Below are 15308 nucleotides of genomic sequence, written 5' to 3'. Positions count from 1 at the left end.
CGCCCGGCGCTGGAGGATCTAACCATTCTGCAACTGAATAAACGCCTGCAGCTCAGGGAGCGTTTTGGCGCCGTCGATCGCATTGGCGGCCTGCAGGCTGGCGCGGGCGCAGGCGTGGGCCAGCTGCAGACTGTCGGTTAACGGCCAGCGTTCGTGACTGCCATACAGCAGGCCCGCACAGAAGGCATCCCCCGCGCCGACGCTGCCGATAATCTCCTCCGGCGGCAGCCGCCATGACGGTACCCAGCGCCCGGCTTCCGTGCGGGATACACCCCATGCCCCCTCCGGACAATGGATCACCACCCGCTGGCGCACGCCGGCGTCAAGTAATGCGCTGGCGGCGCGGGCGATATTAGCGACGTGCGGCTCGCCGTTGGGCAGACGGATTTCCAGCCCGCTAAACTCACTGGCCTCCAGCTCATTGATGGTCAGGTAGTCGAGATGCGCCAGCGCCGGCAGGACCCGCGGGCGGTAGTGCGGATCGCCTTTGCGCGACACCAGGTCGAGGGACACTTCATAGCCTCGATCGCGCATCTGCGCCAGCAGTCGCGCGCTGCGGGTGCCGAACGCCTCGTCGGGCCGATCAAGGCTTTCGAGCAGCAGCAGATAGCCGAGATGGAAAATCTTCAGCGGCGCATCCAGCGGCTCAAAGGCCGGGAGGTCAAGCAGTCGGTTGGCGCCGGGAGAGTGAAAGAAGGTGCGCTGGCCGTCGGCGTCGGTCATCACCTGGGTCATCGAGGTGGGGGCGGAGCTGGTGCGCTGCACGAGCTGGCGATTGATATGGTACTGATCGAGCATGGCGGTAATGTAATCGCCGTCGTTATCCTCGCCAATCAGGCCAACCGCCTGCAGCGGCAGTCCGGCATGCATTTTAGCCAGAGTCAGCAGGACATTCAGCGGGGCGCCGCCGGTGGCGCGTTCGCTATGGACAATTTCCACCAGCCAGCCGCGCTCCGGCCACTGCCTGATCTGATGGACATGATCGACCAGCATGTTGCCTGCGGCAATAATCCCTTTACGTTCCATGATCGCTACTCCGCGCCGTCATACTCGTTAAGCGTAGCGCACAATCGGCGGAACGATTGTGCGCCGGGTTGCGCTTATTTCACGGTCCAGCCTTTGTAAGAGCTGACGTTGTTTTTGTCGATCATCGTCACCGGGATTAGCACTGGCGCGGTCGGCGCCGGTTTGCCCTGCAGGATGTCGTAGCCAATCTCCACCGCCTTCGCCGCCATGACCTGCGGATCCTGCGCCGGCGTCGCGACGAACAGCGAGTTCTTACGCTTCAGCGCCTCTTCGCCGTCCGGGCTGCCGTCGACGCCCACGATGAAGAACTCGTTACGCTGCGCCTGTTTCGCCGCCAGATCGGCGCCAATCGCCGTCGGATCGTTGATCGCGAACACGCCGTCAATCTTCGGATTGGCCGCCAGCAGGGAGGTCATCACCTCCAGGCCGCCTTCCCGGCTGCCTTTGGCGTTCTGGTTGGAGGAGAGGATTTTTATATCCGGATGTTTTTTAAACTCCGTTTCGCAGCCTTCGACGCGGTTTTGTACGGCGGAGACCGGCGGCCCGTTGATGATCACCACGTTGCCTTTGTTGTTCAGGCGGTCGCTAATGTATTTACAGGCCAGCTCGCCCGCCTGGGTGTTATCGGAGGTGATGGTGGCGTCGGCGCCTTCGGCGGCAACGTCAACCGCTACCACCACGATCCCGGCCTCTTTGGCCCGCTTCACCGCCGGGCCAATGCCCTTCGAATCGGCGGCGTTGAGGATGATCATATCGACTTTGGCGGCGATAAAGTTATCGATCTGCGCCACCTGCTGGCCCAAATCGTAGCCGCTGGAGACCAGCGTCACTTTGACATTATCTCCCGCCAGCTTGCGGGCCTCCAGCTCCGCCCCTTTGGTGATCTGCACAAAGAACGGGTTGGCAAGGTCGCCCACCGTCACGCCAATCGCTTTCAGTTCTTTGGCCGACGCAAAGGGGGAGGCGGCCAGCAGCGCGCCAGCACACAGCGCGGTCACTATCGGTTTTAAACGCATTCGCTTTTCCTCGCAGGTAAGATGGTGTTGTTATGCACTTTGATGGTGTCGGGTACGGTATTTGTCGATCAGCACCGCAATGATGATCACCGCCCCTTTGATCACCAGTTGCCAGAAGTAGGAGACCCCCATCAGGGTCATGCCGTTATTGAGGGTGGCGATAATCAGCGCCCCCACCAGCGTACCGGTGATGGTGCCGATACCACCGACGAAGCTGGTGCCGCCGAGAATGACCGCGGCGATGGCATCCAGTTCGTAGCCGACGCCGAGGTTGCCGTTGGCGCTGTATAACCGCGAGGCGCTCATCACCCCGCCAAGACCGGAGAGCAGGCCGCTCATGCCGTAGACAAACAGCAGCACCAGCCAGACTTTGATGCCGGTCAGCCGCGCCGCCTGCATGTTGCCGCCCACCGCGTAGATATGCACCCCAAGGGTAGTGCGGCGCAGGATAAACCAGCACACCGCGATAACCGCCAGGGCGATGACCACCAGCCACGGCACCGGGCCGAGATAGTCATTGCCGATCCACTCAAAGCTGATATCGGAGTTGATCACCGTGGTGCCGTCAGCCAGCAGATAGGCGGCGCCGCGCAGCGCCGTGTAGGTGCCGAGGGTGACGATAAACGGCGGTAACCCGGCGAAGGCGACCAGCGCGCCGTTGAACAGCCCAAGCAGCAGGCCGAGCATCAGCGCCGCCGGAATCGACAGCAACGTAAACGCCGGGATCAGCGACACCACCATTGCCGCCACCGCGGTGGTGCCGAGAATGGAGCCGACGGAGAGGTCAATGCCGCCGGTGAGGATGATGAAGGTCATTCCCGCCGCCAGTACAATGTTGATCGAGGCCTGGCGGGTGATATTCAGCAGATTGCTTTCCGTGAAGAAGTTGGGGGCGATAAAGCCGAACACGGCGACGATCAGGATGAGGATCGGCAGAATGCCGACGGTCTGCATCAGGTCGCCCATCAACATTTTTTTCGCCGAAGCGGATTTCGCGACCGGCGCGGAGGTCTCTTTCGGTATGCTCATAGTTGCCCTGCCTTAAGGTGAGAATCGTTCACGCCGGTGGCCAGCGTCATGATGCTTTCCTGGCTGATATCGCCGGCCTGCAGCTCGCCGGCGATAGTGCCCTCGCGCATCACATAGACCCGGTCGCTCATGCCCACCACTTCGGGCAGCTCGCTGGAGATCATCAGAATGGCGACGCCCTGGCGCGCCATGTCGTTCATGATGCGGTAAATCTCGCTTTTCGCGCCGACGTCGACGCCGCGGGTGGGTTCATCGAGGATCAGAATGCGCGGGCCAATCGCCACCCAGCGTGAAATCAATAATTTCTGCTGGTTGCCGCCGGACAGCCCGCCGGCGCGCACCTGGGCGTGCGGCACGCGGATGTTAAGCAACTGGATGGCGTCATCGGAGATGGTTTGCGCCTTCCGGCGGTTGAGCATCCCCCAGTTCGCGTCGCGTTCCAGCGTCGCCATGGTGATGTTTTCCTGGGCTGCCAGTTCGAGAAACAACCCCTGTTCTTTGCGGTTTTCGGTCAGAAAGCCGATCCCGAGGTCGATGGCTTCGCGCGGCGAGTGGATCACCACCGGCTCGCCGTCGATCTCAATCACCCCACCGGTGGCTTTGCGCACGCCGAAAATCAGCTGCGCCAGTTCGGACCGTCCGGCGCCGACCAGTCCGGCGAGGCCGACGATTTCGCCAGCATGCACTACTAGGCTGCTGGGCTTCACCTTGCCGCCATCGGTCAGATCCTCGACCCGCAGGCGCGGCTGGCCGCGGGGAATATCGCGCGCTTTATTGAACAGATCGCTGAGCGGACGACCGACCATCATGCGCACCAGCTCCGCCGCGTTGAGCTTGTCGCGCACCAGGCTGCCGACATACTGCCCATCGCGCAGGACGCTGACGCGGTCGGAAAGCTCATATACTTCCGCCATGCGATGGCTGATATAGATAATCGCCATCCCCTCATCGCGCAGGCGCAGGATGAGATCGAACAGGCGCTGGGTTTCCCGCGAGGAGAGGGCGGCGGTGGGTTCATCCATCACCAGAATGCGGCTTTGACGGTGCAGCGCGCGGGCGATCTCCACCTGCTGCTGTTCGGCGATGGTCAGGGTCATCACCCGGTCGCTGGCTTTGAACTGAGCGCCGAGGCGGTCGATCACCGCCTGCGCCTGGCTGAGCATCGCTTTACGCTGCACCAGACCACCGCGCGCCAGCTCGCTGCCGAGGAAAATGTTTTCCGCGACGGTGAGGTTCGGCGCCAGCTGCATCTCCTGGTAGATCAGCGTGATCCCAGCGGCCAGCGCGTCCTTGGGGCCCCGGATGGTTTGCGGTTTACCGTCGATCAGGATCTCGCCGCTGGTGGCGGTATAGGCGCCGGCAAGGATCTTCATCAGCGTGCTTTTTCCGGCGCCGTTTTCTCCCATCAGGGCATGGATCTCCCCTGGCCAGACCGTCAGGTCTACGCCTTTCAGCGCGTAGAATTTGCCAAAGACTTTGGCAATATGGCGCATTTCCAGTACCGGGGTGGCGGTCATCGCGGCGCTCCTGTCTGTGAGAACAATAGCTGCAGTCCACCACCGGAAAATAAATGCAGAATGTCAGAATCCATTCATATTTGTCATAGTGATAAATAGTTAACCGCGATCACAGTTACGCGGCGTCATTTTCTGCACCGTCACGCTTATCTGCCGACCGATCCTTCACTGGAGTTGCTATGACCGCTCGCCGACACCCGTTTTTCACCAGCGCCCGTGGCCGCCTGCTCTCCTTTAATCTGCTGATGGGCGTGGTCACCCTGCTGGTCAGCGGCGTGGCGGTGTTTGGCTTTCACCACGCCAGCCAGCTGCAGGAGCAGGTGCAGCGCCAGACTCTCAACGACATGCGCGGCAGTATGGATCTGGCGCGGGACACGGCGAATGTCGCCACGGCGGCGGTGCGCCTGTCGCAGGTGGTGGGGGCGCTGGAGTACAAAAGCGAAGCGGAACGGCTGCTGGCGACGCAGCAGGCGCTGAAGCACTCGCTGGCCCAGCTGGCGGCGGCCCCGCTGGCGCAGCAGGAACAGGCGCGGGTGGCCAATATTATTCGCCGCAGCAACGCGCTGCAGCAGAGTGTGGCGGAGATGCTGGAGCGCGGCCAGCGCCGCCATCTGCAGCGCAATGCGCTGCTGAGTTCGCTTTACCAGAATCAGAGCAACCTGCGCCATCTCGCCGATCTTAACGATCGCGGCGGGGATAAGGCGATCGATCCGCGCCGCCTGGCCGAGATGGACCGGCTGATCGTGGCCGCGATCCATACCGTTACGCCGCGGTCGATCGTCCTGCAGCTCGACCAGCTGCGCGGAGACCTGCCGGCAGGCAGCGCCGATCCCGCGCTGGCGTTTTTTCTTCCCGACGTCACCGGTGAGCTGGCGAAGCTGGCCCCGCTGTCGGCCCAGCTGGAGGAGAGTGACCTGACGATCAGCTGGTACATGTACCACATCAAAGCGCTGGTCGCGTTGCTTAACGAGGATATCAATCAGTACGTGAGCCGGGTGGCGGAAGCCTCAGAGCAGCGGGCGGCGCAGAGCCATCGGGAGCTGCGCTCCATCAGCATGTTTATTCTGCTTTCCGCGCTGCTGGCGCTGGCGATCACCGGCTGCGCCGGGTGGTATATCTACCGTAACCTCGGCTCGAACCTGACCGCCATCTCCCTTGCGATGTCGCGGCTGGCTCAGGGGGAGCCGAACGTCTCGGTGCCGGCCCTGCAGCGGCGTGATGAGCTGGGCGAGCTGGCGCGGGCCTTTAACGTTTTCGCCCGCAATACGGCATCGCTGGAGCACACCACCCGGCTGCTGAAAGAGAAGACCACCCAGATGGAGATCGATCGAATTAAGCGCCAGGAGCTGGAAGAGGCGCTGCTGCACAGCCAGAAGATGAAAGCCGTCGGCCAGTTGACCGGGGGGCTGGCGCATGACTTTAACAACCTGTTGGCGGTGATCATCGGCAGCCTCGAGCTGGTGGAACCGGACGCACGCGATGCGCCGCGACTCTCCAGGGCGCTGAAGGCGGCGGAGCGTGGGGCGCTTCTGACCCAGCGGCTGCTGGCCTTTTCGCGCAAACAGGCGCTGCATCCCCAGGCGGTGGCGATGGCGCCGCTGCTGGAGAACCTCAGCGAGCTGATGCGTCACTCCCTGCCGGCGACCTTAAGCCTGGAGATTGAGGCGCAGTCGCCGGCGTGGCCGGCATGGATAGACGTTGGCCAGCTGGAAAACGCCCTGATCAATCTGGTGATGAACGCCCGCGACGCCATGGCCGGGCGCGACGGGGTTATCAAAATACGCACCTGGAATCAGCGGGTCACCCGCAGCAGCGGCCAGCGGCAGGATATGGTGGCGCTGGAGGTGATCGATCATGGCAGCGGGATGTCGCAGGCGGTAAAAGCCCGGGTGTTTGAACCGTTCTTCACCACTAAAGCCACCGGCAGCGGCAGCGGTCTGGGGCTGTCGATGGTGTATGGTTTTGTGCGCCAGTCGGGCGGCCGGGTGGCGCTGGAGAGCGCGCCGGGGCAGGGGACGACGGTGCGGCTGCAGCTGCCGCGGGCGATGACCGAGGTTGAGACGACGGTGGCGCCAGCGGAGGACGAGCCGCTGCCGGCGGGAGAACGGCTGGCGCTGGTGCTGGAAGATGAAGAAGATGTGCGCCAGACGCTGTGTGAACAGCTGCATCAGCTGGGCTGGCTGACGCTGGAGACGCCGAGTGGCGAAGAGGCGCTGCAGCTGCTGGAGGCGTCGCCGGATATTGCGCTGTTGATTAGCGATCTGATGCTGCCCGGCGCGCTGAGCGGTGCCGACGTGATCCATACCGCCCGACGCCGCTTTCCGGCGCTGCCGGTGCTGCTGATCAGCGGCCAGGATTTGCGTCCGGCGCAGAACCCGGCCCTGCCGGAAGTGGAGTGGCTGCGTAAGCCGTTTACCCGCGCCCAGCTGGCGCAGGCGCTGAGCGCGGCGTACGCGAGGATTTGAGATTCCTCCGCTACTCGGGTGGCGTTCGCTTAATTAAGGTAGCGGCAGGACTCTGACGAGATTGGCCCCGATGAAACGTTACGCAACCGCACTGCTCTTTTGCACCCTGTCGCTGACCAGCCTGGCCGCTCGCGCCGATATTATCGATGACGCGATCGGCAATATTCAGCAAGCCATTAACGACGCCTATAACCCGGGCAGCAGCCGTTCCAGTGACGACGACGGGCGCTACGATGACGGTAGCTATCAGGGGAGCCGTCAGCAGAGCCGCGACAGCCAGCGTCAGTATGACGATCGACAACGGCAACTGGACGATCGCCGCCGCCAGCTTGATGAACGCCAGCGCCAGCTCGATCAGGATCGTCGCCAGTTAGAAAGCGACCAGCGTCGTCTGGATGATAGCTACTGATCGCCCTGCGGCAGACCCGCGCTTAATCCAGCACGATTTCCATCCCGTCATATCCCGCTTCGAAACCTGTCGGCAGCGGGTTATCCATCATCCAGACATCTAACTGGTGGCTGATATGGGTGAGGATCACTCGCGGACAGCCGATCACCTGGTTAAGGTGGCGGACGGTGTTTAGATCGTTGTGGTTACGCGGGGTCTGCGCGCGCGGCTCATGACTGCAATCGATGATCATCGCCTGCGGGCGGTTGTTGAGTAAAAACTTCAGCGTCTTGTCCGGCAGTCCGGCGGTATCCGAGAGCCAGGCCACCCGGCTGTGGGCCGACTCCAGCAGATAACCGAAGGTGAGCTTCGAGTGGTTGAGCGGCAGGGGCGTCACCCGCAGCCCCTGCAGTTCAAACACCACAAATGGTGTGACAGTATGGCTAAAATCGAGCAGGCCGGGGTGCTTGAGCAGATCGTCGCAGCCGGCGTCGTCCGGCGGGCCATAGACCGGGATCGGCGCGCCGACTCCCCAGCGCAGCGGAAACAGCCCCTGCACATGATCCAGATGATAGTGGGTCAGCAGCACCTGCTGAAAACTACCAGCGGGATGATGTTCCATCAGTTCCGGCCGCCCGGCATCCAGCAACGTCACGGCGTTGTTGAACGTCACCACTCCGCTACAGGGGCGGCGGCGGTGATTTTCCTCGCGGCGGGCGCGGCGGCAGGCCGCGCAGTCGCAACCGAAGACGGGTACCAGTTGGGCGCCGCCGGTGCCGGTTAAGCGGATTGTCAGGCTCATCGTGTCACCTTTCACTCATACCGGTTGATTCTCTCCGCGTGCCACGTGGCTGCGCAACAGGCGGAAGAAATCGTCAACCGATTGTCTGAGACTCCCGTCATTATTCAACGTCAGGCAATTGTCTGGCTTATAGCGCGCGGCGCGATCCAGACGCTGGGCGATTTCTACTGCATTTTCCCGGCCGCGCTGCTCCAGCCGCTGGCGCAGCACCGGCGGCGAGACGGCGAGACAGATCGGCACCAATACCTCACCGTAGCGTTCCCGCGCCAGCGCCAGATGGGCGCGGGAGCCGTTGGCCACCACGTCGAAGCCGGCGTGCAGCCACAGGTCGATCTCCACGCCAATGCCATAGTAAGTATTGTTGGCGTGCCAGCTGAGAGCAAAAAGATGCTGCTCGGCGCGGGTAAAAAATTCATGTTCGCTGAGGGCGATATGATTCTCGCTGCCCGCGTTAAACGGACGGGTAATGTAACGATGGGCCACCAGCAGCTGCGGGTGCTCGCGTTCGCGCAGTGCCGCCAGCAGGCTGTCTTTACCGGAGCCGGAGGGGCCCACCAGCCAAATCAGTTTTCCCGGCATTAAAAGACCCTCGTTCCCTGGCGCCAGACATGGTCGATATGCACATGATCGCCGCGACGGTGCGCCAGCACCAGGTCGGCGCGTTTCCCCTCGGCGATGACGCCGCGATCGTCGAGGCCCAGCGCCTGCGCCGGATGCTTGCTGACCAGACGGATCGCCTGTGCCAGGGTGAAGGCGTTATCCTCGGCGTCGGCGATGCGGAACGCCGCATCGAGCAGGCTGGCCGGATAGTAGTCAGACGAGAGAATATCCAGCAAACCACTGCTCGCCAGCTGGTGCGCCGCGATGTTGCCGGAGTGCGAACCGCCGCGCACGATATTGGGCGCCCCCATCAGGACGTGGAGGCCGTGCTGGCGGGAGGCCCGGGCGGCGGCCAGCGTAGTGGGAAACTCGGCGATCACGCTCCCCAGCTGATGGGATTCGGCCACGTGCTCCTCGGTGGCGTCGTCGTGGCTGGCAAGGGCGATATGGCGTGAGCGGCACATGGCGGCGATGGTCTGGCGATTCGGCTGCGACCAGGTGGCGGCCAGCGCCATCTGCTCGGCTTCAAAACGGTCCATCTCGTCATGCGTCAGATGATATTTGCCCTGATAATAATCGCGGTACTTGCTGCGATCGGCGTACTGACGCTGGCCTGGCGAGTGGTCCATCAGAGAGACCATGCTCACTGACTCGCGATCAATCAGCTTTTCGAACAGCGGTAGCGTGGTGTGATGCGGCAGCTCGCAGCGCAGGTGCAGGCGGTGCTCGGCGCGGTTGAGGCCGCGCTTTTGCGTCTCTTCCACCGCATTGACCATCTTCTCCAGATTCTCAAGACGATCGCCGCCATCGCGCACGTCGCCAATCGCCACGGCGTCCAGTACGGTGGTAATGCCGCTGGCGACCATCATGGCGTCATGGCTGCTCATCGCCGAGTGGGCTGGCCAGTCCACTTTCGGCCGCGGCGTAAAGAACTTGTCGAGATTATCGGTATGCAGCTCGATAAGGCCCGGCAGCAGCCAGCCGCCTTCTCCATCCAGCGCCTGTGGCAGCCGGCTCTGGCTTTCGGCAAAGGCGAGGATGCGACCGTGCTGGACTTCCAGTGAGCCGTGGACCACGTCGTGGTCGAGAACCAGTTTTACGTTATTGATAATCATGCTGTCATTCCCATGGAGTGCAGTCGGTCGGCGACCTGATGGCGCACTCCTTCGTCATGGAAAATCCCCACGATGGCCGCGCCGCGCGCTTTGGCATCGTGGATCAGGTTGACCACGGCAGCACTGTTTTTGGCATCCAGTGAGGCGGTGGGCTCATCAAGGAGCAGAATCGGATAGTCGACCGCAAAGCCGCGGGCGATGTTGACCCGCTGCTGCTCGCCGCCGGAAAAGGTCGACGGCGCAAGGTGCCACAGGCGTTCCGGAACGTTGAGGCGGGTCAGGAGCTGTGCGGCTTTCGCGGCGCTCGCTTCACGCGGCGTCCCGAGGTCGAGCAGCGGCTGCATCACCACCTCCAGGGCTGAAATGCGCGGGATCACCCGCAGAAACTGGCTGACCCAGCCGATGGTGGTTTTGCGCACTTCCAGTACCTTGCGTGGGGTGGCGGTGACCAGATCCACCCATTCCTCGCCGTGGCGGATGTGGATATGGCCGCTGTCCGGCAGATAATTGGCATATAGCGAACGCAGCAACGTCGATTTGCCGCTGCCGGAGTGACCGTGGAGTACCACGCACTCCCCGGCGTTAACGGTCAGCGAGGCGTCGGCCAGCACCGGCAGGCGCACGCCGTGCTGCTGGTGCAGAACAAAGGTTTTATGGATGTTTTCAACGCGGATCATGTTAGCCCTCGCGGGGTTGGGTTGCCGGGTGGCGCTTCGCTTACCCGGCCAACGAATAACGCACCTGTAGGCCGGGTAAGGCGCAGCCGCCACCCGGCAAAACAGCATCAATTCTGCAACACCGACGACACCAGCAGCTGGGTGTAAGGGTGGTGCGGATCGTCGAGTACCCGGTCGGTTAAGCCACTCTCGACTACCTGGCCCTGCTTCATCACCAGCAGACGGTTCGCCAGCAGGCGGGCAACGCCGAGATCGTGGGTAACAATCACCACCGCCAGGTTCAGCTCCACCGCCAGGCCGCGCAGCAGGTCAAGCAGCCGCGCCTGCACGGACACATCCAGCCCGCCGGTGGGTTCATCCATAAACACCAGCTTCGGCTGGGTGACGAGGTTGCGGGCGATCTGCAGACGCTGCTGCATGCCGCCGGAAAAGGTGGTGGGCAGGTCGTCGATGCGCGAGGGCGGGATCTCCACCTCCTGCAGCCACTTTTCGGCGGTGGCGCGAATGTTGCCGTAGTGGCGGGCGCCGGTGGCCATCAGCCGTTCGCCGATGTTGCCCCCGGCGGAGACCTGGCGACGCAGGCCGTCCATCGGGTGCTGATGCACCACGCCCCATTCGGTACGTAGCAGGCGGCGGCGTTCGGCTTCGCTCATGGCATACAGCGAGCGCTGCTGGTACAGCACCTCGCCCTGCTGCGGCGTCAGACGGGCGGAGATCGCCTTCAGCAGGGTGGTTTTACCGGAGCCGGATTCCCCGACGATGCCGAGCACTTCTCCCGGCCACAGTTCGAAAGAGACATCGCGAAAACCTTTGTCCGGGGCGTAGAGATGGGTCAGGTTATTTACAGCAAGTAATGGCTGGCTCATTTTTTCTGCCCCTCGCTCTGCTGGCGGCAATAGTCGGTATCGGAGCAGACAAACATCCGCTGGCCGCTGTCATCCAGTACCACTTCGTCGAGGTAGCTGTGGCGCGAGCCGCAGATGGCGCAGGGCTCATCCCACTCCTGCACGGTAAATGGATGGTCGTCGAAATCGAGACTTTCCACCGGGGTATAGGGCGGCACCGCGTAGATCCGCTTTTCGCGCCCGGCGCCGAACAGCTGCAGCGCCGGCATCATGTGCATTTTCGGGTTATCGAATTTCGGGATTGGCGAAGGGTCCATCACGTAGCGGCCATTGACCTTCACCGGGTAGGCGTAGGTGGTGGCGATATGGCCGAAGCGGGCGATATCTTCATACAGTTTCACCTGCATGACGCCGTACTCTTCCAGCGCGTGCATGGTGCGGGTTTCGGTTTCGCGCGGCTCGATAAAGCGCAGCGGCTCCGGGATCGGCACTTGATAGATCAGGATCTGATCCTCCACCAGCGGCGTCTCCGGGATCCGGTGGCGGGTCTGGATCAGGGTGGCGTCTTCGGTACGCTCGGTGGTGGCGACACCGGTGACGCGCTTAAAGAACTGACGAATCGACACCGCGTTGGTGGTGTCATCCGCGCCCTGGTCAATCACCTTCAGCACGTCGTTCTCGCCGATGACGCTGGCGGTCAGCTGGATGCCGCCGGTGCCCCAGCCGTAGGGCATTGGCATTTCGCGACCGCCGAACGGCACCTGGTAGCCGGGAATCGCTACCGCTTTGAGGATCGCCCGGCGGATCATGCGCTTGGTTTGCTCGTCGAGATAAGCAAAGTTATAGCCAGTCAGTGGGTTAGCCACGTTCGTTCTCCCGTTGCAGGCGTTTCAACAGCGCCAGTTCGGCCTGGAAATCGACATAGTGCGGTAGTTTCAGATGCGAGACGAAGCCGGCCGCTTCGACGTTATCGGCATGGGCCAGCACAAACTCTTCATCCTGAGCCGGGCCAGCAATCTCTTCATCGTAGTCCGGCGCCTGCAGGGCGCGGTCGACGAGGGCCATCGCCATTGCTTTGCGCTCGCTCATGCCGAAGGTCAGACCGTAGCCGCGGGTGAAGTGCGGCGGCTCATCCTGTGGGGCGACGAAGCCGTTGACCATCTCACACTCGGTCAGCAGCAGCTCGCCAATATTGACGCTAAAGCCCAGCTCTTCCGGCACGATTTCCACCTGCACGTAACCGCTGCGGATCTCGCCGGCAAACGGATGGTTGCGGCCATAGCCGCGCTGGGTCGAGTAGGCCAGCGCCAGCAGGTAGCCTTCATCGCCGCGCATCAGCTGCTGCAGACGCGAGGAACGCGAACAGGGGTAGACCGGTGGGGTGCGGGTAATATCGTCGGGCGGCGTGCCGTGGTCCTGCTCCGCTTTTGCCAGCCGCTGCTGCGCCAGCAGGTGGAAGACGTGCGGCGTCGGCTCTGCTTCGCCATCGGCTTGCTGCACAGACGGCGCTTCGCCGTTGGCCAGCAGGGTAAAATCGAGCAGGCGATGGGTGTAGTCGTAGGTGGGGCCCAGCAGCTGGCCGCCGGGAATGTCTTTGTACACTGCGGAGATGCGGCGTTCGAGGCGCATCTCCGCAGTGTTAATCGGTTCGCTGACCGCCAGCCGCGGCAGGGTGGTGCGGTAGGCGCGCAGCAGGAAGATCGCTTCGACGTTATCACCGCTGGCCTGCTTGAGCGCCAGTGCCGCCAGTTCGCGGTCGGCGATGCCGCCCTCGGTCATCACCCGGTCCACCGCCAGGTTGAGCTGGTCGCCTATCTGATCAACGCTCAGTTCGGGAAGCCGTCCATCGCCCCGCCGTTTCTGTTCCTGTAAGGCGTGAGCGGCGAGGATCGCCTTCTCGCCGCCCTTGACGGCTACATACATTTAGCAAACCTCCACGTGGGTGGTGCGCGGGATCGCCAGCAGGCGCTCGCCGCAGGTGAGGATCAGATCGATGCCCAGCGGGAACGGGTGCGGGCGTTCGGTTAATTCGTCGATGATGCAGTCCGGCAGCTGCGGCGCAATCATTCGCTCTTCGGCAATGCCTGCCCCGGTCAGGCGCAGCATGCGTCCGCCGCTGAGGCTGGCGAGCTGAACAATCAGCGTGACGCCGGTTTCCGGAGCAGTGACGGTGCCAGCGGAAAGGACGTTGAGCTGCTCGGCGCTGATGCCGTCATTGGCGACGGCAAAAACCGCCTGCTGCGGCTGGTCCACCAGCGGCGCGCCGGTATGAAAGCGCAGATTCTGTCCCACCAGATCGTTATGCAGAGCGCTGGCGAGCCAGACCGGCGTTTCATGATCGGCAAGGGTCAACAGCAGGCTGGTGGAGGCCACGTTCAATGGCTGCCAGCCGTGCTGAAGCTGCTGCAGGGAGACAATCACCCCCGGCTCGCTCATCGCTTTCAGCAGGCGACGAAAACTGTGTTGGGCATCCTGCACAGCCAGGGTAAAAGCGGGTTGTAAGGTCATGCGTTATCTCCGCGAACCAGGGTAAAGAAGTCGACCCGGCTGGCGTTGACTTCGGCGCGTCGGGCTTCAATGCGCGCGCTGCGTAGCGCTTCCAGCGGGGTTATCAGGGTTTCCATTAAATTGTGAAAATGGCGAGGCGACTGCAGCAGGGCGTCGATGGCCGCGCAGCGTTCGGCGTGCGGGCGGTCACGGCCTAAGATCCAGCTGTAACCGAGCGTCCCGTCGGCCAGACGTACCGCCGCGCGGGTAAGCGTGGCGTCGCCGGCAAAGAAACGGTCGCCGATACCACCCATGCGGGCCTGGAGCTGTACCAGCCCGGTTTCCGGGGTGCGAATCAATTCATACGCCGGCGCCAGCTGCAGGGACTGCATGCGCGCCAGAAGATCTTGCGGTTCACTGTGGGCCAGGATGGACATCCAGCGCTGGCGGGTGGCGGTATCGAAGTGCATTCAGTGCTCCATGGTAAATTCAATCATGTCGGCGCGGGTCAGGCTGACGGAGTATTCGATGGGGGTCTGCTCGCCCTGGCGGCTGTTAAGGGTGCGCACGCAGAGCAGCGGCGCCATGTTGGGGATCTCCAGCAGCTTGCTCTCTTTTGCCTGCGCGCGGCGGGCGCTGATTTTGGTGCGCGCCCGGGTCAGTTCGACGGCGAGCCGATCGCGCAACAGGTCGTGCAGCGAGCCGTGGCTGAAGGTTTGCAATACCGGCCAGAAGCGCAGGTCGGCGAAGTAGTGGTCGATCAGGCACAGGGCGACGCCATTGACCCGGCGCAGGGTGCGCAGGTGGATGATGTTCTCGCCCTCATTGATGCCAAAGGCCTCGGCAACATGCGCGCTGGCGGGTCGCAGCACCGACAGCAGCTTTTCGCTGGTGGGATCGCTGCCCTGTTCCAGCAGGTTCTGACTGAAACGCGCCTGGGCATTGAGCGGGTAATCGATGGGTCGCATCAGCACCAGCACGCCCACGCCCTGACGGCGCTGGACCCAGCCACGTTCAACCAACTGGTCAATGGCCCGGCGCAGAGTATGGCGATTGACATCAAAGCGCGTCGCCAGCTGCTGCTCGGCGGGCAGATAGTCGCCGCAGCGATAGTGGTGGCGCAGCTCCTGCTCAAGTCGGGCGGCAATTTCCTGATAGCGCGTGGGGTAACTGGTCGGATGTCTGGACAGGTGCATAGTCATCAAGCCTCACACAGCATAGGCGAGGAAGTCCCTCGCGTTGTGGGCCGATCGTGACCGGTTTATGTTGCATTTCGGTTAAGTGATGATGACTAAAGGATGAAGAGTTGGTGCCAGAAGGATGACAGGGCGGCAGGACCGC

Annotated in this window: 16 protein-coding genes; 2 read left to right on the top strand and 14 right to left on the bottom strand. The window is 62.8% G+C overall.

Translation table 11 applies throughout. From position 1 onward, the window contains the following. Window positions 1-18: 18 nt before the first annotated feature. The 4 genes from CWM57_RS14580 to CWM57_RS14565 all read right to left on the bottom strand — a co-directional run bounded on the left by CWM57_RS14580 (window position 19) and on the right by CWM57_RS14565 (window position 4588). The gene (locus CWM57_RS14580; RefSeq protein WP_074387327.1) at window positions 19-1026 is read right to left on the bottom strand and encodes a carbohydrate kinase family protein; all 1008 of its coding nucleotides are present in this window, start codon (window positions 1024-1026) and stop codon (window positions 19-21) included. Window positions 1027-1100: 74 nt separating this feature from the next. Continuing rightward, a complete protein-coding gene (locus CWM57_RS14575) occupies window positions 1101-2042 on the bottom strand; it encodes an ABC transporter substrate-binding protein (RefSeq protein ID WP_074387326.1) in 942 nt (313 codons plus the stop codon). Between the two features lie 30 nt (window positions 2043-2072). Then, entirely contained in the window at window positions 2073-3071 is a 999-nt protein-coding gene (locus tag CWM57_RS14570) for an ABC transporter permease subunit (protein WP_023296904.1), read from the bottom strand. Further along, entirely contained in the window at window positions 3068-4588 is a 1521-nt protein-coding gene (locus CWM57_RS14565; RefSeq protein WP_061156085.1) for a sugar ABC transporter ATP-binding protein, read from the bottom strand. Before CWM57_RS14565 ends, CWM57_RS14570 begins: the two co-directional genes overlap by 4 nt. Window positions 4589-4767: 179 nt before the next feature. Between CWM57_RS14565 and CWM57_RS14560 the strand changes: the two genes are divergently transcribed. Then, entirely contained in the window at window positions 4768-7053 is a 2286-nt protein-coding gene (locus tag CWM57_RS14560) for an ATP-binding protein (RefSeq protein WP_074387324.1), read from the top strand. Between the two features lie 70 nt (window positions 7054-7123). After that, window positions 7124-7462, top strand: a complete 339-nt coding sequence (gene yjdP / locus CWM57_RS14555; protein WP_061156083.1) for a DDRRRQL repeat protein YjdP — start codon at window positions 7124-7126, stop codon at window positions 7460-7462. A gap of 22 nt (window positions 7463-7484) precedes the next feature. Here yjdP and phnP read toward each other — a convergent pair whose 3' ends face one another. The 10 genes from phnP to phnF all read right to left on the bottom strand — a co-directional run bounded on the left by phnP (window position 7485) and on the right by phnF (window position 15163). Continuing rightward, window positions 7485-8243 (bottom strand): phosphonate metabolism protein PhnP, encoded by a 759-nt coding sequence (phnP, locus tag CWM57_RS14550; RefSeq protein ID WP_074387323.1) that lies wholly within the window; start codon window positions 8241-8243, stop codon window positions 7485-7487. 15 nt (window positions 8244-8258) lie between these two features. Beyond that, entirely contained in the window at window positions 8259-8822 is a 564-nt protein-coding gene (gene phnN, locus CWM57_RS14545; RefSeq protein WP_074387322.1) for a ribose 1,5-bisphosphokinase, read from the bottom strand. Continuing rightward, window positions 8822-9958 carry an alpha-D-ribose 1-methylphosphonate 5-triphosphate diphosphatase gene (phnM, locus tag CWM57_RS14540; protein WP_074387321.1) on the bottom strand — a complete coding sequence of 379 codons (1137 nt, stop codon included), beginning with the start codon at window positions 9956-9958 and terminating at the stop codon, window positions 8822-8824. The genes phnN and phnM overlap by 1 nt, the downstream gene beginning before the upstream one ends. Beyond that, the gene (gene phnL, locus CWM57_RS14535) at window positions 9955-10635 is read right to left on the bottom strand and encodes a phosphonate C-P lyase system protein PhnL (RefSeq protein WP_074387320.1); all 681 of its coding nucleotides are present in this window, start codon (window positions 10633-10635) and stop codon (window positions 9955-9957) included. The genes phnM and phnL overlap by 4 nt, the downstream gene beginning before the upstream one ends. 107 nt (window positions 10636-10742) lie before the next feature. Beyond that, on the bottom strand, window positions 10743-11501 hold the full coding sequence (gene phnK / locus CWM57_RS14530) for a phosphonate C-P lyase system protein PhnK (protein WP_012543148.1): 759 nt from the start codon (window positions 11499-11501) through the stop codon (window positions 10743-10745). After that, a complete protein-coding gene (locus CWM57_RS14525) occupies window positions 11498-12346 on the bottom strand; it encodes an alpha-D-ribose 1-methylphosphonate 5-phosphate C-P-lyase PhnJ (protein ID WP_002885202.1) in 849 nt (282 codons plus the stop codon). Before CWM57_RS14525 ends, phnK begins: the two co-directional genes overlap by 4 nt. Beyond that, entirely contained in the window at window positions 12339-13403 is a 1065-nt protein-coding gene (locus CWM57_RS14520; protein WP_074387319.1) for a carbon-phosphorus lyase complex subunit PhnI, read from the bottom strand. The genes CWM57_RS14525 and CWM57_RS14520 overlap by 8 nt, the downstream gene beginning before the upstream one ends. Beyond that, on the bottom strand, window positions 13404-13988 hold the full coding sequence (gene phnH, locus CWM57_RS14515; protein WP_008807244.1) for a phosphonate C-P lyase system protein PhnH: 585 nt from the start codon (window positions 13986-13988) through the stop codon (window positions 13404-13406). Further along, the gene (phnG, locus tag CWM57_RS14510; protein WP_074387318.1) at window positions 13985-14437 is read right to left on the bottom strand and encodes a phosphonate C-P lyase system protein PhnG; all 453 of its coding nucleotides are present in this window, start codon (window positions 14435-14437) and stop codon (window positions 13985-13987) included. Before phnG ends, phnH begins: the two co-directional genes overlap by 4 nt. After that, the gene (gene phnF / locus CWM57_RS14505; protein WP_100676125.1) at window positions 14438-15163 is read right to left on the bottom strand and encodes a phosphonate metabolism transcriptional regulator PhnF; all 726 of its coding nucleotides are present in this window, start codon (window positions 15161-15163) and stop codon (window positions 14438-14440) included. Window positions 15164-15308 lie beyond the last annotated feature (145 nt).

It is taken from the genome of Klebsiella sp. G-Nf4, assembly GCF_002810615.1.
Classification (GTDB): domain Bacteria; phylum Pseudomonadota; class Gammaproteobacteria; order Enterobacterales; family Enterobacteriaceae; genus Klebsiella; species Klebsiella variicola.
This window is presented reverse-complemented; position numbering and strand designations above follow the sequence as displayed.

What these genes read in the sequence shown, in the direction of transcription:
- CWM57_RS14580 (WP_074387327.1), bottom strand. Translation starts at nt 1,026, where the DNA reads ATGGAACGTAAAGGGATTATTGCCGCAGGCAACATGCTGGTCGATCAT.
- CWM57_RS14575 (WP_074387326.1), bottom strand. Translation starts at nt 2,042, where the DNA reads ATGCGTTTAAAACCGATAGTGACCGCGCTGTGTGCTGGCGCGCTGCTG.
- CWM57_RS14570 (WP_023296904.1), bottom strand. Translation starts at nt 3,071, where the DNA reads ATGAGCATACCGAAAGAGACCTCCGCGCCGGTCGCGAAATCCGCTTCG.
- CWM57_RS14565 (WP_061156085.1), bottom strand. Translation starts at nt 4,588, where the DNA reads ATGACCGCCACCCCGGTACTGGAAATGCGCCATATTGCCAAAGTCTTT.
- CWM57_RS14560 (WP_074387324.1), top strand. Translation starts at nt 4,768, where the DNA reads ATGACCGCTCGCCGACACCCGTTTTTCACCAGCGCCCGTGGCCGCCTG.
- yjdP (WP_061156083.1), top strand. Translation starts at nt 7,124, where the DNA reads ATGAAACGTTACGCAACCGCACTGCTCTTTTGCACCCTGTCGCTGACC.
- phnP (WP_074387323.1), bottom strand. Translation starts at nt 8,243, where the DNA reads ATGAGCCTGACAATCCGCTTAACCGGCACCGGCGGCGCCCAACTGGTA.
- phnN (WP_074387322.1), bottom strand. Translation starts at nt 8,822, where the DNA reads ATGCCGGGAAAACTGATTTGGCTGGTGGGCCCCTCCGGCTCCGGTAAA.
- phnM (WP_074387321.1), bottom strand. Translation starts at nt 9,958, where the DNA reads ATGATTATCAATAACGTAAAACTGGTTCTCGACCACGACGTGGTCCAC.
- phnL (WP_074387320.1), bottom strand. Translation starts at nt 10,635, where the DNA reads ATGATCCGCGTTGAAAACATCCATAAAACCTTTGTTCTGCACCAGCAG.
- phnK (WP_012543148.1), bottom strand. Translation starts at nt 11,501, where the DNA reads ATGAGCCAGCCATTACTTGCTGTAAATAACCTGACCCATCTCTACGCC.
- CWM57_RS14520 (WP_074387319.1), bottom strand. Translation starts at nt 13,403, where the DNA reads ATGTATGTAGCCGTCAAGGGCGGCGAGAAGGCGATCCTCGCCGCTCAC.
- phnH (WP_008807244.1), bottom strand. Translation starts at nt 13,988, where the DNA reads ATGACCTTACAACCCGCTTTTACCCTGGCTGTGCAGGATGCCCAACAC.
- phnG (WP_074387318.1), bottom strand. Translation starts at nt 14,437, where the DNA reads ATGCACTTCGATACCGCCACCCGCCAGCGCTGGATGTCCATCCTGGCC.
- phnF (WP_100676125.1), bottom strand. Translation starts at nt 15,163, where the DNA reads ATGCACCTGTCCAGACATCCGACCAGTTACCCCACGCGCTATCAGGAA.